Annotated in this window: 14 protein-coding genes and 1 CRISPR repeat array; of the genes, 2 read left to right on the top strand and 12 right to left on the bottom strand. The window is 67.2% G+C overall.

Annotated features, from left to right (window positions below; genetic code table 11):
• Nucleotides 1-26 precede the first annotated feature (26 nt).
• Genes B0A89_RS08965 through B0A89_RS08980 form a run of 4 tightly spaced genes read right to left on the bottom strand, consistent with a single transcriptional unit; the run spans nucleotide 27 to nucleotide 4,123 of the window.
• Nucleotides 27-1,028: an ABC transporter permease gene (locus B0A89_RS08965; protein WP_085377849.1), complete on the bottom strand. Its 1,002-nt coding sequence runs from the start codon at nucleotides 1,026-1,028 to the stop codon at nucleotides 27-29.
• Complete coding sequence (locus B0A89_RS08970) at nucleotides 1,025-2,530, bottom strand: sugar ABC transporter ATP-binding protein (protein ID WP_085377850.1); 1,506 nt, start codon at nucleotides 2,528-2,530, stop codon at nucleotides 1,025-1,027. The genes B0A89_RS08965 and B0A89_RS08970 overlap by 4 nt, the downstream gene beginning before the upstream one ends.
• On the bottom strand, nucleotides 2,527-3,348 hold the full coding sequence (locus B0A89_RS08975) for an amidohydrolase family protein (protein ID WP_085377851.1): 822 nt from the start codon (nucleotides 3,346-3,348) through the stop codon (nucleotides 2,527-2,529). The genes B0A89_RS08970 and B0A89_RS08975 overlap by 4 nt, the downstream gene beginning before the upstream one ends.
• Nucleotides 3,349-3,379: 31 nt before the next feature.
• Nucleotides 3,380-4,123 (bottom strand): SDR family oxidoreductase, encoded by a 744-nt coding sequence (locus B0A89_RS08980; RefSeq protein ID WP_085377852.1) that lies wholly within the window; start codon nucleotides 4,121-4,123, stop codon nucleotides 3,380-3,382.
• 114 nt (nucleotides 4,124-4,237) lie between these two features.
• On the opposite strand from B0A89_RS08980, the gene B0A89_RS08985 reads away from it, so the two are divergent.
• The gene (locus tag B0A89_RS08985) at nucleotides 4,238-5,020 is read left to right on the top strand and encodes an IclR family transcriptional regulator (protein ID WP_085377853.1); all 783 of its coding nucleotides are present in this window, start codon (nucleotides 4,238-4,240) and stop codon (nucleotides 5,018-5,020) included.
• A gap of 565 nt (nucleotides 5,021-5,585) precedes the next feature.
• Here B0A89_RS08985 and B0A89_RS08990 read toward each other — a convergent pair.
• Nucleotides 5,586-6,425 carry a dienelactone hydrolase family protein gene (locus B0A89_RS08990; protein WP_085377854.1) on the bottom strand — a complete coding sequence of 280 codons (840 nt, stop codon included), beginning with the start codon at nucleotides 6,423-6,425 and terminating at the stop codon, nucleotides 5,586-5,588.
• Nucleotides 6,422-8,047, bottom strand: a complete 1,626-nt coding sequence (locus B0A89_RS08995; RefSeq protein WP_240558480.1) for an alpha/beta hydrolase — start codon at nucleotides 8,045-8,047, stop codon at nucleotides 6,422-6,424. Before B0A89_RS08995 ends, B0A89_RS08990 begins: the two co-directional genes overlap by 4 nt.
• A 654-nt stretch (nucleotides 8,048-8,701) precedes the next feature.
• On the opposite strand from B0A89_RS08995, the gene B0A89_RS09000 reads away from it, so the two are divergent.
• Nucleotides 8,702-10,717, top strand: coding sequence for a LysM peptidoglycan-binding domain-containing protein (locus B0A89_RS09000; RefSeq protein ID WP_169712153.1), 2,016 nt, complete (start codon nucleotides 8,702-8,704; stop codon nucleotides 10,715-10,717).
• A gap of 49 nt (nucleotides 10,718-10,766) precedes the next feature.
• On the opposite strand, the gene B0A89_RS15455 is transcribed toward B0A89_RS09000, so the two are convergent.
• From B0A89_RS15455 to B0A89_RS09025, 6 genes are all read right to left on the bottom strand, one after another.
• The gene (locus B0A89_RS15455) at nucleotides 10,767-11,027 is read right to left on the bottom strand and encodes a hypothetical protein (protein WP_085377857.1); all 261 of its coding nucleotides are present in this window, start codon (nucleotides 11,025-11,027) and stop codon (nucleotides 10,767-10,769) included.
• 29 nt (nucleotides 11,028-11,056) lie between these two features.
• Entirely contained in the window at nucleotides 11,057-11,197 is a 141-nt protein-coding gene (locus tag B0A89_RS14660; RefSeq protein ID WP_157115301.1) for a hypothetical protein, read from the bottom strand.
• 351 nt (nucleotides 11,198-11,548) lie between these two features.
• Nucleotides 11,549-11,824, bottom strand: coding sequence for a hypothetical protein (locus B0A89_RS09010; RefSeq protein WP_085377858.1), 276 nt, complete (start codon nucleotides 11,822-11,824; stop codon nucleotides 11,549-11,551).
• Between the two features lie 456 nt (nucleotides 11,825-12,280).
• A CRISPR array of direct repeats spans nucleotides 12,281-12,986; the repeat unit is 32 nt; unit sequence GTTTCGATCCACGCCCCCCTGCGGGAGGCGAC.
• A gap of 182 nt (nucleotides 12,987-13,168) precedes the next feature.
• Nucleotides 13,169-13,459 carry a CRISPR-associated endonuclease Cas2 gene (gene cas2, locus B0A89_RS09015; RefSeq protein WP_085377859.1) on the bottom strand — a complete coding sequence of 97 codons (291 nt, stop codon included), beginning with the start codon at nucleotides 13,457-13,459 and terminating at the stop codon, nucleotides 13,169-13,171.
• A 1-nt stretch (nucleotide 13,460) separates the two neighbouring features.
• Nucleotides 13,461-14,387, bottom strand: coding sequence for a type I-C CRISPR-associated endonuclease Cas1c (cas1c, locus tag B0A89_RS09020; RefSeq protein ID WP_085377860.1), 927 nt, complete (start codon nucleotides 14,385-14,387; stop codon nucleotides 13,461-13,463).
• Between the two features lie 106 nt (nucleotides 14,388-14,493).
• Entirely contained in the window at nucleotides 14,494-14,661 is a 168-nt protein-coding gene (locus tag B0A89_RS09025) for a YegP family protein (protein ID WP_085377861.1), read from the bottom strand.
• Nucleotides 14,662-14,775: the final 114 nt, after the last annotated feature.

A 14,775-nucleotide genomic window follows, 5' to 3' on the forward strand; every position in this document is an offset into this window, starting at 1 on the left:
CCTCCCCTTGGTGATTGACGTTCCGCTCAGCCGGCCGAACGGCGGCGCAGCTGGTCGGCATAGACGGCGACGATGATGATCGCGCCGGTGACGACGGTCTGCCATTCGGGCGCGACCGACATGACCCGCAGCCCGTTGGTCAGCACCGACATGATCAGCGCCCCGATCAGCGTGCCCAGGATTGTGCCGCGCCCGCCCGACAGGCTGGTGCCCCCGATCACGACGGCCGCGATCGCCTCCAGCTCATAGCCCTGACCAAGCGCGGGCTGGGCCGAGTTCAGGCGGCTGGCGATCAGGATGCCGGCGATGCCGCAGATCGCGCCCGACAGGGCATAGATCGCCATCTTCCAGCCGTCCGTATTCACGCCCGACAGGCGCACGGCCTCCTCGTTCGAGCCGAGCGCGAAGGTGTAGCGGCCCAGCACCGTGCGCCCCAGCACCCAGGCGACCAGGGCGGCGACAACGAACAGGATCAGCACCCCGTTGGGCACCGGGAAGGCCGGCACCAGCCGCCCGATCAGCGAGCCTTGCGCGATGGTCGTGAAGCCGGGCGTTGCGTTGAAGTAGATCGGCTTGGTCCCGGTCACGATCAGCGACAGGCCCTTGAGGATCAGCATCATGCCCAGCGTGGCGATGAAGGGCGGGATCTTCATCCGCGCCACGAACACCCCCGAAATCAGGCCGCACAGCGCGCCCGTCCCGACAGCCGCCAGAAGGCCCAGCGGCAAAGGCATCCCGCCCCAGGTCAGCACCACGCCCGCGATGACCGCGCAGAATGTCATCAGCGTGCCGATCGACAGGTCGATCCCGCCGGTGATGATGATCAGCGTGACGGCGACCGCCAGCACTCCGTTCACCGCCGTCGCCTGCAGGATCGCCATGATGTTGGACACGGTCAGGAAGTTGGCGCTGGCCAGCGAGAAGCCGACCACCAGCACGATCAGGCTGGCAAAGGCCAGCAGCTTTTGCTGCGCGCTGCCGGCGCGGTTTCGGTGGGCATGGGCGGGACGGGCGGTGACTGCGGTCATTGGACGGATACCCCCTCGCGCTGGGTGGCCAGCGCCATGATATGTTCCTGGCTGGCGCCGCCGGGCAGGATGCCGGTCAGCCGCCCCTCGCACATCACCGCGATGCGGTGAGACAGGCGCAGCAATTCGGGCAGCTCGCTCGAGATGACGATGATCGCCTTGCCGGCGGCCGCCAGATCGCCCAGCAGCTGATAGATTTCCGACTTGGCGCCGATGTCGATGCCGCGCGTCGGCTCGTCAAAGATCAGGATGTCGCAATCGCGCAGCAGCCATTTGGCGATGACGACCTTCTGCTGGTTGCCGCCCGACAGCAGGCGCACCTCCTGCCGCTCGCCCAAGGTGCGGATGCCGAGGCGCGCGATGAAGTCGCGGGCGATCTGGCCAAGCCGCCCGTCGCGCACGTGGCCCATCGCGTCGGTGAACCGCGGCAGGCTGGCCAGCGCGATGTTGTCGCGCACGTCGAGGCCAAGGGCCAGACCGTAGTGCTTGCGATCCTCGGACAGATAGCCGATGCCGGCCGCCACCGCGTCGGCCGGGGACCGGATGGTCGCGCTGCGCCCGCCGACCGCGATCTCACCCGACTCAGCCGGCTCGGCGCCAAAGATGGCGCGCGCGGTCTCGGTCCGGCCCGCGCCCATGAGGCCGGCAAAGCCCAGGATCTCGCCCCGGCGCAGCTGGAAGCTGACATCGCGGACCGCGCGCCCGCGCGTCAGGCCCCGCACCTCCAGCGCGATCGGCGCGGCCGACAGGTCGGGGATGGAGACGGTCTCGTCCGCAATCTCGCGCCCGACCATCATCGAGATGATGGTGGACATCGGCGTGTCCGCCGCATCGACCGTGCCGACACAGGCGCCGTCGCGCATCACCGTGATGCGGTCGGCGATGCGCTTGATCTCGTCCATCTTGTGGCTGATGTAGACGATGCCCACACCCTCGGCCCGCAGCTTGCGGATGATGGCGAACAGCTCGCCGATCTCGGCGTCGGTCAGGGCGGCGGTCGGCTCGTCCATGATCAGCACGCGCGAGCGGTAGGACAGGGCCTTCGCGATCTCGACCATCTGCTGGCGCGCGATGCTGAGCGTGCCGACCTCGGCGCGTGGGTCGATCGCGCTGCGCATGTCGGCAAAGATCGCGGCGGCGTCCGCATTCAGCCGCGCCTCGTCGATCCGGCCCAGCGACAGGCGCGGCTCGCGCCCGATCCAGATGTTCTGGGCGGCGGTCAGATCGCGCATCAGGGCCAGTTCCTGATGGATGATGCAGATCCCAAGATCCTGCGCCGCCTTCGGCCCCGGCAACGTCGCCTCGGCCCCGTCAACGAGGATGCGCCCGCCGCTCGGCTGATAGACGCCCGACAGGATCTTCATCAGCGTGGACTTGCCGGCGCCGTTCTCGCCCATCAGGGCGTGAACCTCGCCCGCGCGCAGGTCGAAATTGACGCCGCGCAGGGCGTGCACGCCGGGGAAGCGTTTGTCGATCCCCTCCATCCGGACCAGATCGCTCATCGCGCCACCCCGTAGAAGCGGGCGGCGTTGCCGCCCATGATCGCCGCCCGCTCGGCCCCGGTCAGGTCCGCCAGCAGCGCCTCGGTCAGTTCCTCCCAGCGCGCATAGGGTGCGGCGAGGGTCAGGACCGGCCAGTCGCTGCCCCAGATCAGCCGCTCGGGGCCGAAGGTGTCGAGAAGATGCCGCATGATGGGCCGCAGCGTGGGCAGCGGATCGTCCATCGCCGCCGGCGGCAGTTCAGTCAAAAGGCCCGACAGCTTGCAGTGGACATGGGGCAGGGCGGCCAGCGCCGCCACCCCCTCGGCCCAGCCGGGGCGGTCTGCCGTGCCGGGCTTGGCTGCATGGTCGATGACGACGGGCAGGCCTGGTTGCGCCGCGGCAACGCGGGCCAGCATCGGCAGATGGCGCGTCGTCACCAGCGCGTCGAAGGTCAGGCCGAGACGTGCCGCCTCGCCCAGCGCGCCGGTCATGCCCGCCAGCCAGTCGGTGTCGTCGATATCCTGAAGCATCGGACGAATGCCCACGCATAGCGGATCGGCGGCGCGGGCGGCCAAGGCCTCGGCCGCGTCCGGCGCGGCGAGGTCGACCCAGCCGACCACCCCCAGCACGCGCGGGTCGGTTCGGGCGATCGTCAGCAGGTGGTCGGTCTCGGCCGCGGTCGGCGCGGCCTGCACCAGGATCAGCGCCGCCCGGCCGGGGTGATCGGCAGCCGAGAAATCCCGGCGGAGAGGCGCCAGCGGCCCGCCGGTCCCTTCAAGCCAGCCATAATCCCCGCGGTCCAGCCGCCAGACATGGCAATGCGCATCGATCCTCGTCACACGCGTCCTCCCCGACACGTTCCAGACCGTCTCAGATGGTCACGCCCCCGTCCACCAGCATGGTCTGGCCGGTGACGAAGCGGCTTTCGTCAGACAGCAGGTAGACGACCATCGGCGTCATGTCGTCCACCGTGGCGAGGCGCCCGACCGGCTGGCGGGCGATGAAATCCTTTTCGGCCTGCACCGGGTCGGCGGCGGCGGCGATGCGGCCGCGCAGGCTGGGCGTGTCCACCGTCCCCGGACACAGCGCGTTGCAGCGGATGCCCTGCCGGACAAAGTCTGCGGCGATCCCCTTGGTCAGCCCGATCACGGCCGCCTTGCTGGCCCCATAGAGGGTGCGGTTCGGAAAGCCTTTGATCGAGGATGCCATCGAGGCCATGTTGAGGATCGAGGCGCTGCCCGTCCGCCGCGCGACCTCCAGCATCCCCGGCAGCACGGCGCGCGTCAGGCGCATCATCGCGGTCACGTTCAGATCGAAGCTGAAGGCCCAGTCCTCGTCCGAGATGTCGAGAAGGGTGCCGTGGTGGACGAACCCGGCGCAGTTGAACAGCCCGTCCAGCGCCCCCGCTTCGGCCCCCACGCGCGCGATCGCGTCGGGGTCGGTCACGTCCAGCGCCGCGGTGCGCAGACCCGGTCCGGCCAGGTCCGCCAGCAGGCCAGCATCGCGGTCGGTTGCCAGCACCTGGGCGCCCTCGGCCGCACAGGCCAGCGCGCTGGCCCGGCCGATGCCCTGGCCCGCCGCGGTGATCAGAATCCGTTTGCCCTGCAACCGCATCTTGTCTCCCCCCAACGCCGGCGCGCGTATATGAATAGTATGTTCATATACGAAAGGTTGTGACAAGCCTGAATCCGGGCCAGGGTACCCTTTGACCCGACCGGGGGGTGAGGCATGGATCCGAACGAAGACAACCAGATGCATGTTTCGAACGATCGCTACAGGGCCCCGGCACTCGATCGCGGCCTAGACATTCTGGAGCTTCTGGCCAGCCGTCCGGACGGGTTGACCCGGGCCGAGATCGGCAAGGCCCTTGGTTTCGGTCCCTCGCAGATCTATCGGGTGCTGGAACGGCTGGCTGCGCGGCGATACATCGCGCGGCTGGACGGGGGCGATCGCTATGCCTTGTCGATGAAGCTGTTCGCCCTGGGATCGCGGCATCCCGCGCTGCGGCGTCTGGCGGTCGAGGCGCAGCCGCTCATGGACCGGTTCGCCCTGGACCAGCGTCAGTCATGCCATCTTGTCGTTCCGGAGGAAGGAGCGGGTCTGGTCGTCGCCCAGGCCGGACCCCTGGCCCATTGGGAGTTCCGCGCCAGGGTCGGTGCACGTCTCGACCTGCTGGAAACCGGATCGGGCCTGACGCTCCTGGCTTTCCAGCATCCCGAAACTCGGGCCGCGACTTTGAAATCCTGGGGTTGCAGCGGGCTTCTCGCTCGGATCGGCGAGGCCGAGCCGGAAATGGAGCGCATCCGGACAGCCGGTCTGCGCGTGGCGCCCTCGGCGCAGGTGGTCGGGATCACGGATATCAGCCTGCCTGTGCTGGGCGCCGACGGCTCCGCGGTCGCGGTATTGACCTGTCCGTGTGTCACGCATCCCGACACCCCCAGCGAAGTCGCGATCGCGACAGCGACAACCGGGCTCAAGATCGTGGTGTCAGCTCTGAATCTGGGGAATTGATCGCGGGACCTGTCAATCGGTCATCCAAGATGTTTGATCCCGATCTGACCCTGTGATCCTTTCGCAGGACTAGGAGGCATCATAGGGCAGCTGCACCACAGAGGCGCCAGGATCACGTTCGCCGCCCAAGTTTCAAAAGGGGGATTGCAGGCTTCATGCTGTGACAATGCGCGAATTGCGCATGGTTCTGGTTGCGCCACGCTGCTGATGGGCGATTGGTCAGGCGGCACCTGACGCCTTACCGGCGCCGAGGACAACCGCGCTGCGAAGACACTCGCGAACAACGCCGTCCACCGGCTCGACGGCCTTGTCTTTGGCAGCCCGGCTGGTCGGGCCACGGCTTGGTGCCCGTCCTGTCCCTCGGGCCAAGTCCGGTCAGGGCCCGCAATCGCGAAGCCCCGGCAGGCGGCGGAAGATCGGTGATCGTCATTTGGGGCTCTTGTCGCGGAAGCCTTACCACTCTGGCACCGGATTGGCGCTCGGCCATTCCGCCCTTGGGGCGATGCCATATGTTTGGCGGGACTGGCCGCCCGTGGCGGTCCGCGGTGGGATTTGGATCTTTCGGCTATTCCGGTGGCTTTGTCAGGAACGCCGCCACTGCCGCTTCGGCGGCCCCGGTCGCTGCGGGGTCATAGGTCAGGGCGGACAGGGCGGCCTTGTCCTTCTGGTCGAACCCGTGGTCGGCCCCGGCCATCACAACCACCTCGATCCGGGCGCCCGAGGCGCGCAGTCGGTCGGCCAGCGCAAGGCAGTCCGGAGTGCTGACGATGCTGTCGCGCTCGGCCGCGATCAGCAGGATCGGCGGCATCCCCGTCCAGTCCCCCGTCCCCGCGCGGTTGAGAAAGCCGCAATACGGATACAGCAGCACCACTTGTCCGACCCGGGCCAGCAGGCGGCCTGGCGGCGCCGGCCAAGCTGCTAGGCCGGGCGGAACCAGGCCCGACCGGGCAAGGCGCAGGAATTCCAGCGCAGTCCAGCCCCCGTGCGAGGCACCAAGGATCGTCTGCCCGCCGTCGGGGCTTTGCGCCAGGGCGACGGCCAGATCGCCCGCCCGTTCCGCGCCCGGCAGCAGCTGACCGGCGCAGACCAGCCGCCAGCTCTCCAGTCGGTCGAGACCGCGCGAGCCGTGGCTGTCCAGGATCATCGCCGACCGTCCGGTTCGCGCGTAAAGGACCTCGGCCCATCGGGCCATGTTGTCTTGCACCCCGTCGCATCCCGACAGCAGCACCGCGCCCTGCGCTGCCTCCGCCGGGACGATGCGCCAGGCCGGGGCCAGAAGCGCGGCACGGGCCTGCGGTGTGTCCTGCCCCAGCGTCATGCGCGCCCAGTTTCGCCAGGTGTTGCCGCCCAGCAGCGCCGCCGTCAGCGCCACGATCGCAAGCCCGCGGACGGCTGCCCGTCTCATCCGTTGTCGCAGCCGCGCTGAAAGCCGTTGTCGCAACGCGTCCTCAGGCGGGCCGAGTCCGCCTCGCTCCACCCCGCGGGGGCGGTGACGGCGCGCCACGGCCCGATATAGTCGGGTGCCCAATAGGAATGGCCAAAGCCCGCAGGCGCCGAGGTCGCCAGCGCCATGTCCAGCGCCAGCTGGAACTGCGTCACGATCGGGATGAACCGCAGATCGGGCGAGACATCCGCCGCCGGCGGCTCGCGCATCCAGGCAGGCGCCCGCCACAGCGACCGCGGGTCATAGAACACGATGGGGTCGCTGGGATACTGCAGGAACATCAGCCTGATGGTGCCCCATCCCTCGGGGCCGCCGCCGTGATCCAGACGGGTCGCAAAGCGGATCAGACGCCTGCTCTTGACCTTGGGTTCGACATAGCGGCTGTCGGGGTTGCGAGCGGCGACCGCCTCGCGCCAGAAGGCGGACGGGAATGGCGGCCCGACCCACAGCGCCCCGTCGATGGGATCGTCGAGCAGTGCGAAGAGGTCGGTTGCGTACATCGACGCCCACGCCCCCAGGCTGAGCCCGTGGATATACAGCCGGGGACGCGAGTCGCGGGGCAGGGTGGTCCAGTGCGCGCGCACCGCCCGGATCAGTTCACGCGCCTGGTCCAGCCCCGCCTCGGTTTCCAGGATCAGGGCGAGGGGGGATTGCAGATAGGAATACTGCACCGCGACGCTCGCCACGTCGCCGCCGTGCATGTATTCCAGCACGTCGAAGCTGCCGGGGTCGAGCCAGCCGGTCCCGGTCGGCAGCGCGACCACCAGCACCTCGCGATCAAAGCCGCCCTGACGGATCAGCTCGTCCACGGCCAGCCGGGCGCGGTCTTCGGCCGTTTCGGCCTGCGCGAGGCCGACATAGACCCGGATCGGATCGCGCGCCGGGGCCCCGCGAAACGCGGCGATCGCCGCCGCATGGGGGCCGCCCGTGACGAAATCGCGCCCCGGCTGGCCCAGCGCCTCCCAGTCGATCAGCGAGCCGTCGCCCCCGGTCCGTATGATGGCCGGGCGCGGCGGGGCATCGGCGAAGAGGTTCTGCGCCACGGTATAGGATCGGTCGAGCGCCGCGATCACATGGTCCAGCACCCCGTCGCGCGTGACCACGACCAGCGCCAGCCCGGTCAGCACCAGCCCCGCCACATTGGCGGCCCGCGGCGGCATGACGCGATAGAGCTTGCGCCGGGCGAGGTCGAACAGCCATTGCACCGCGTGCCCAAGCGCCAGCAGCAGCAGGAACACCACCAAAGCCACAACGATCATCTGCGGCGTGTGCCCGCCCTCGGCCGGGCCCATCCCCATCCGGACGCGGATTCCGTTCTGCCAGTGCCTGGCAAAGCCAAGGCAAACCGCCAGAAGGACCGCCACCGGCAGGCCGGCGGCCAGCCGCCCGATCCGCGCCGCTCGCCCCGACGGCTCGGGCAGTCCGAGCCCGCGCCACAGCGCGACCCCGGCTCGGCCGATCAGATAGCCGATCGCCATGACCACCCCGCTGAGGATGCCCTGCGTCAGCCAGCCCCGCGGGATCAGGCTGGGCGTCAGCGAGGCGGCCAGGCACACTCCGCCGAGGCACAGCGGCAGGGTCATCAGGCCAAGTCTGCGCACAAGTCTCATCGCACCCTCCGATCCCGGCGCGAGGCTGGGCGACCGTTATTGCGGCCCCTCGCTCCGGCCGCAATCTGATCCGCTTTTGCTTCGGCCGCGTGAAGACAGGAAGGCCAGACCTTTGTTGCGATGCACTTGTCCAGCATTGGTGCCCTGGGGCAAGCTGACCGACCAAGGGGACTAACGCCTCGAGCCGGGGGCCTTGTTCAAACCCAACGGGCAAGGCGTTTTGAGAGCCTGCAGGGTCATGGCGCGAGTCTGGCTGGCGGCGGCGTCATCTTCAGCAGCGGTCGGTCGCGGAACTTCGTCCAAAGACGTAATCGGTCAGCAGCAGAGAGCAGTTCACTTATCCCGGAACTTGGCCATGCAGGGCGAGTAGCTCAGGCCGCCCTTTTGGACACAGAGGCGGCTTTCAGCCAAACAGGCGATCATGCCGGGACTGCCAAGGTTTTCGATCAGTACGACAGTGGGCGACTGAGATCTGTCTGGCAAGGTAGATCCGCTGAGCAGAGAGGGTCAGGCCCCTCGGCCGCCCATGCCCTCTTAACAAATATTGAGCCTTCGGCGCCCGGCGCGTCACGAAACCATAACAAGCCTGCGCAAATCGTTGCTGCGCCTTGCCATCAGGAGACACCCATGCCGACCGTGAACCCGACTGTCAGTCCAAGCCCGCCGCGTGCCGATGCCGGCAGGTCAGGGCTGGTGGACACGGCCCGCCGCGTGATCAACGATCAGCTGCGGGGCCTGGCGCCTTCTTTGGTCAGGCTGGTCGATTCGATCAGTCAGCCGCAGGACTGGAAGCAGCAGGTCGGTCGGCTGCATGACAACCAGGACAGTGTGTTCCGTCGCGATCTTCAGGAAATCAAGGGCGAGCTGACCCTGTCGGTCGGAAGCGGCCTAGTGAAAAAACTGCTGCAGAAGATTCCAAAGATCAAGGATCTGCCGGGTCTTGACGGCAGCCTTGCGGTGAACCTCAAGGATCAGACCAGCCATACGATCCGGGTCAGCCAGAAAGGCACTGGAAAAGCGGCGATCTATATCGTGCGCTTTGACAAGATGACCATGGTCGGCGCCGGTGCCGAGCTTGGCGGCAAGGCCGAAACCGGGCACATCAAGCAGTTGCCGGGGGGCGAGGCCGAGGGCAAGCTCAAGCGGGAAAGCGGCGCGCAGCTGTCCCACGCAATGGAATACAGCTTTCGCAGCAAGGCCGACGCGGCTCGGGCCGCGGTGATCCTGGAGCGCGTGCAGACCGCTGATCTCGCCGACGACTACCTGCGCCGCGCGCTGGCCGGCAACCCCGTCGGATTGGCAGTCGCCGGGGTGATGGAAGGCGGCGTGCTGCCGATGGCCAATCCGCTGGGCCTTGCGGGTGGGGTCAACCCCGAGCTGATGCACGCCGCCGGCGTCACCGAAGCCGACCTGCGCTTCCTTGAAAAAAACCTCTTCTCGCAGTCCTTCGCATCCTCCGCGCCCAGCCGGGTTGCTGCTGAAGGCAAGCTGGGTCTGTGGAAGGCCAAGCCGCTGGGCGTCGAAGTCAAGCAGGACGGCGCTCTGGAAGGTCGCAAGGACCTGAATTTCACCGCGCGCCGTACCTATTATTACCAACAGGGCGATATCCCGCCGCAGATCATCGACCGAATGGACATCAGCCGGATCGATTCCAACAAGGAAAAGCCGCTGGCCGGCAAGGCCAAGCTGCCCTCCAACTGGATGGGTCAGCCCAGCCTGGACGTGATCGACGACCGGGGATCGCGCGTGGTGACCATGTCCAGCCAGATCTCGCTGGCACCCGGCACCAAACTGACCCCGCAGGTCCTGGCGACGGCACAAGCCAAGCCGGGAACGCCCGTGGATGTGCGGCTGACCGACCTGTCGCCCGACCTGGGACCGCGGCAGATGATGCCGTTCCAGGACGGCACCATTCAGGGTCGGCGCGACATGACCCGCGACGTCTGGAAGATCGATGATATCAGTCGCGGCCAGGCCGCTGCGGTTATGCCGTTGCTTGTGCTCGGCTCGGTCGACGCGGCCGAGGCGGCCGTCGGTCGGCCGATGAAGCATGACCAATCGCGCATCGACCGGGACGGCTATCACGTTCAGCTGCCGTTCAAGTTCGGGGCGGACAAGGTCATCGCCGCCGAGGCGACGCTGGCGCGGGCAACGGGGATGGACGACTTCGCTGGTCCGCGCAAGCCGACGGCGCCTGCTCCGCAGAAGCTCAAGACCCGGCTGGTCGTTCAGCCGATGGAAGGGATCAACGTCCGCAGCGCCCCGAACGGCGAAAAGATCGGCGCGTATCAGGGTACCGCGTTCCTGGGAACCTGGGGTGAGACACGCTTCGACGCCAAGGGCCAGGAATGGCAGAAGGTGGTCGGCCTGTCGCAGGACGACAAGGAACTTGTCGGCTGGGTCCGGACCGACCTGGTCCGTACCTATCCGATGGAGATGGGCGCGATGGACAAGGTCGGGCGGATCAACCCCTCTGTCGAGAAAGGCATGTTCCGCCTGTACAAGGTCCAGGACGACGACAGCCTGTGGAACATCGCCAAGAAGAACGGCTGGGATTTTGAAGCTCTGTTGAAGGCGAACAAGGGTCATGTGGTGAACCCCAACCGCATCTATCGCGGGGATTCGATCTACGTGCCGAAGTGAACTTGCGCTGATGCCATTGGCTGGCGGGCGACCCAGGCAGGGGCGCCCGTCAGTCTGGGCAAATCGGCCTGTGATGGCCGTGTCGCCAGATGCCGGCCGCGGCATCGGTGTCGTCGCTGACCTGGCCTGCCGTCATCCAGAACCGCAGCAGGTGCCTTTTGGCATCGGTTACCGCGTGCAGGGGAAGAGCCGGCTCAAGTTGCCGTTGGATGAAAGTTCTTTGGCAGGTCAGCCGGTCTGCCCGGCGCAGGTCGAGGCAGTCGCCATCGGCCTTCATCCTGAACACCTCGTGGCCGATGTCGAAGCCCACGCTAAACGCTGGCCCGCCGCCGCCCGGTGTTAATTTTGCTGGGCATCGGCTGCATCAATGCCGTGGGCCACTTGGAAGGTCGGGTCATGGCACCCCGCGATGCGCACGCCCCAGTGGTAGCGCTCAATGATCGCCGGGCCGCAAGCATAGCCGTCGGGCGTCAGCTCCATACGGCGGGACACCACCCTCGTCCGGCCTGAGAGAGCGCCACTGCTAAAGGCTGAAACCCTGGCGGACCTGCAGATCCATCTAGGACAACTGCAGCACCAAAAAGACAAACACCACTGGAATCGACAATCGGTCTCGGTTCCAGCTCAGTTTGTCCTTTCTCTGTCTTTTGAATCGACGACTTGCATCCGCCGTTGCAGTCGAAGCTGGCCTGTTTTCCAATCTTCGTTGTCGGTCAGACTCGGCTGCAGTGAGACGAGAGGGCGCCAGGCGGACTTGCGCTTTCAGGCCGATCTCCTGGGATTGAGCGGGAAGCCGGGCCCAGCAGCCCAATGCAAGCCGATGTTGACAATTTACAAGCGACAAGCCTGCACGGTCAGTCCGATCGGCCGAACGCCCTGGTGCCCGCAGCGGATTGTGCCATCGGCGAGGATATCCGCCCGCAGACCGGCGCGATGTACTAGGCACCGCGTCATGCCGGGCGGGGTCGTTTTCCGCAGGCAAATGTGGGGCTTTGCCAACGTCGACCGGGCGCACACCACCTTGCCGATCGAAAAGCAGCGACCCACCAGCGCGATCAGATGAATGCCGCGAGTGACGATATTGTGGCATGCGGCCTTGACGAGCATCTCGACGCTTGTGCAACAGAGCCCCGAAAGGCCCCACTCGGCCTTAGCTCACTAGACCCGGTCGGCCTCGCCGCAAACCTGAACCCCGCAATCGCCCGCCCCGCTGCGCCAGATGGAAGCTCCGCGCTCCGGCAGATTGCTCAATCCGCAGCGTCGGCGACGACCGGGCTCAAGTGGCCGCTGGACGAGAGACCGGTGACAGGTCAGCCGGAGTACTAGGGTTGCGGCCCGCTAAAATGGGGCGCATTACCACCACGTTTCGATCCACCCCCCTGCGGGAGGCGACCTTAGGGAGCAGGGCTTGGAGCCCGACGATCCCAAGTTTCGATCCACGCCCCCCTGCGGGAGGCGACGTCATGACCTGTCGCGGTTGGGCTATCGGCGCGCCGTTTCGATCCACGCCCCCTGCGGGAGGCGACGCCTCAACTAGCTTGGCAAGCCTTTCTGGCTCAGATGGTTTCGATCCACGCCCCCCTGCGGGAGGCGACCACTTGTTCCCTTCCTCATCGGCCTCCTGGTGGACCGTTTCGATCCACGCCCCCCTGCGGGAGGCGACGGATGGCGAGAGCCTTGCGCCCCCGCCGATCAAGAGTTTCGATCCACGCCCCCCTGCGGGAGGCGACCGGCAAGAGCGCCTCTGCCCTTTATCTGAGAGGCAAGTTTCGATCCACGCCCCCCTGCGGGAGGCGACCGGGGCGCCGGGGCGCTACAAGGCCAGTGACGCGTTTCGATCCACGCCCCCCTGCGGGAGGCGACACGTCCCGCGGCTGATGGAGATCATCCGAGACCCGGACGCGTTTCGATCCACGCCCCCCTGCGGGAGGCGACACATCGGCGCGGCAGTCCGGGCCGGGCGGAATAATGTTTCGATCCACGCCCCCCTGCGGGAGGCGACAAGGACGGCCCGATCTGGAGCGGTGGTGTGCGCGGTTTCGATCCACGCCCCCCTGCGGGAGGCGACGTGGAGCCCCGATCTGCACGACCCGCTGCCGGTCGATGTTTCGATCCACGCCCCCCTGCGGGAGGCGACGCTGGCCGACGATTTCGCGGATCTTCGACGGGCGTTTCGATCCACGCCCCCCTGCGGGAGGCGACCTGGCGACAGTGACCTTGATGCCCGCGTCGGGGTTGTTTCGATCCACGCCCCCCTGCGGGAGGCGACTCCCCCACCCCTATCACCCTGATGGGCACGGGATAATACTCTCCTAGATGCGAATCCTGCCGCTCCAACGACTGACATAGTCAGACCAGCTGCTCACCTTGGGCATTTGTTGCGCTACTCCAGTCGAAATCCGTGCTTGCGAACCCCCGCATGGAAGGCGACACGCTTTGGGTTCGCAAAGGCTACAGGATCAGCGGCCCGCCTAAGTCCTTCGCAGGCTTGGCGCCGACGTGCTCGACCCGCCGGGTCCAGTTCGCACCCAGATAATAATAGCGCAGACTGTCCACATCCACCCGGATGATCGACTCCAGCCGGGCCTTGAGCCGTGCCCACTGGGCCGGATCAACCTCGATCTCGAACACCGAGAACTGCACGCGCTGGCCATAGTCCTCGCAGGCGCGGGCCACCTGGCGCAGGCGCTTGCGGCCAGCGGGGTCCAGCGTCTGCACATCGTAGGTCACAAGGACCAGCATCTCAGCTCCAGAACCAGGGAGGATAGGCGTCGAGGTCACCGCGCAGATGGCGCGACAGCAGTTGCCCCTGCAGATAGGGGACCAGGCCGAAGGGCGCCTTTTCCTGCAGGAACGGGTGCAGACGCTCCTCCTTCTTGCGCTCTTGCCAGGCGGTCAGGACGGTGCGGCGGGCCTCGTCGGTCAGCAGGACGGCGCCGCCGTCCATGCGCCGGAAATCGGCGGCGCGCAGCTGGCGGCGGTTGACCAGCGACAGCGCCAGCCGGTCGGCGAGGGGCGCGCGCAGCTCCTCCATCAGGTCGAGTGCGAGGCTGGGGCGGCCGGGCCGGTCGCGATGCAGGAAGCCGACTGCCGGATCAAGGCCGACCGCTTCGCAGGCGGACCGGCAGTCATGGGTCAGCAGCGTATAGAGGAACGACAGCAGCGCATTCAGCGGGTCGAGCGGCGGGCGGCGCGAGCGTGCGGTCCACCGCAGCTCGGGGTCGGGCGAGCGGACCAGGCGGTCGAACACGCCGAAATACAGCGTCGCGGCCTCTCCCTCGGAACCGCGCATCAGGTCAACGCTGCGGTCGGACAGCTGCACCCGGCGCAGGATCATCGCCATGCGGTCGCTTGCGGCGTCAAGCGCGCTGCGCATGGCCTCGTCCATCTCGGTGCCATAGTCGCGCAGGGTCCGGCGGATCACGGCGCGCTGGTTGGCGATCTTGCCCATGACCAGCGAGCGGACGACGTCCTCGGGCGCATCGGACAGTCGATACTGGGCGCGGCGCAGCAGGACGTTGCCGGACACGGGTCCCTCGACGCGCGCCTGAAAGCGGCCGGCGCGGTCCAGCAGCACGATGGTGATGCCGCGCTCGGCGCAGGCGCCGATCAGGGCAGGCGATTCTGCGCGAACCGCCTGCCGTGCGGGGCTTTTGCCACGACGCTTCAAAGACTAAGTTTCGATCCACGTCGCCTTTTCGGACTGGCCAGTGCCAGCATTCGTTGGTGACGACGAGAGGAAACACGAGACGCCGCCTAGCGTTTCCTCCGCACTCTTATGACAGGTCGCGGATTGGCGCGGTCGGCGCGATCTGCCTCACGGTCGCAATCGTATCCAGCGCGCTCTGCTTGGCGGTGTAAACTTCTGAATGGCAGAGTACCTCGCCGTTGCGCCCTTTCAGGCGCCACCAGTAACCTTGCGCGCTTTTGTGGATTTCGAACATTGTCAGTCTCCTTGTGGCGGCATGTATCCGCGTTGATCAGGGAGGCGGACGTGGTTATGCTCATACTCGCGCGAGCAGGTAGACCAAGTCCGCCTTGGTCTGCGGAAGCCGGAC

Source organism: Paracoccus contaminans, from assembly GCF_002105555.1.
GTDB lineage: Bacteria > Pseudomonadota > Alphaproteobacteria > Rhodobacterales > Rhodobacteraceae > Paracoccus > Paracoccus contaminans.

Excerpts from the sequence above, each read along its gene's own strand:
- B0A89_RS08965 (WP_085377849.1), bottom strand. The coding sequence starts at position 1,028 with ATGACCGCAGTCACCGCCCGTCCCGCCCATGCCCACCGAAACCGCGCC.
- B0A89_RS08970 (WP_085377850.1), bottom strand. The coding sequence starts at position 2,530 with ATGAGCGATCTGGTCCGGATGGAGGGGATCGACAAACGCTTCCCCGGC.
- B0A89_RS08980 (WP_085377852.1), bottom strand. The coding sequence starts at position 4,123 with ATGCGGTTGCAGGGCAAACGGATTCTGATCACCGCGGCGGGCCAGGGC.
- B0A89_RS08985 (WP_085377853.1), top strand. The coding sequence starts at position 4,238 with ATGGATCCGAACGAAGACAACCAGATGCATGTTTCGAACGATCGCTAC.
- B0A89_RS08990 (WP_085377854.1), bottom strand. The coding sequence starts at position 6,425 with ATGAGACGGGCAGCCGTCCGCGGGCTTGCGATCGTGGCGCTGACGGCG.
- B0A89_RS08995 (WP_240558480.1), bottom strand. The coding sequence starts at position 8,047 with ATGACCCTGCCGCTGTGCCTCGGCGGAGTGTGCCTGGCCGCCTCGCTG.
- B0A89_RS09000 (WP_169712153.1), top strand. The coding sequence starts at position 8,702 with ATGCCGACCGTGAACCCGACTGTCAGTCCAAGCCCGCCGCGTGCCGAT.
- B0A89_RS14660 (WP_157115301.1), bottom strand. The coding sequence starts at position 11,197 with ATGGAGCTGACGCCCGACGGCTATGCTTGCGGCCCGGCGATCATTGAG.
- B0A89_RS09010 (WP_085377858.1), bottom strand. The coding sequence starts at position 11,824 with ATGCTCGTCAAGGCCGCATGCCACAATATCGTCACTCGCGGCATTCAT.
- cas2 (WP_085377859.1), bottom strand. The coding sequence starts at position 13,459 with ATGCTGGTCCTTGTGACCTACGATGTGCAGACGCTGGACCCCGCTGGC.
- B0A89_RS09025 (WP_085377861.1), bottom strand. The coding sequence starts at position 14,661 with ATGTTCGAAATCCACAAAAGCGCGCAAGGTTACTGGTGGCGCCTGAAA.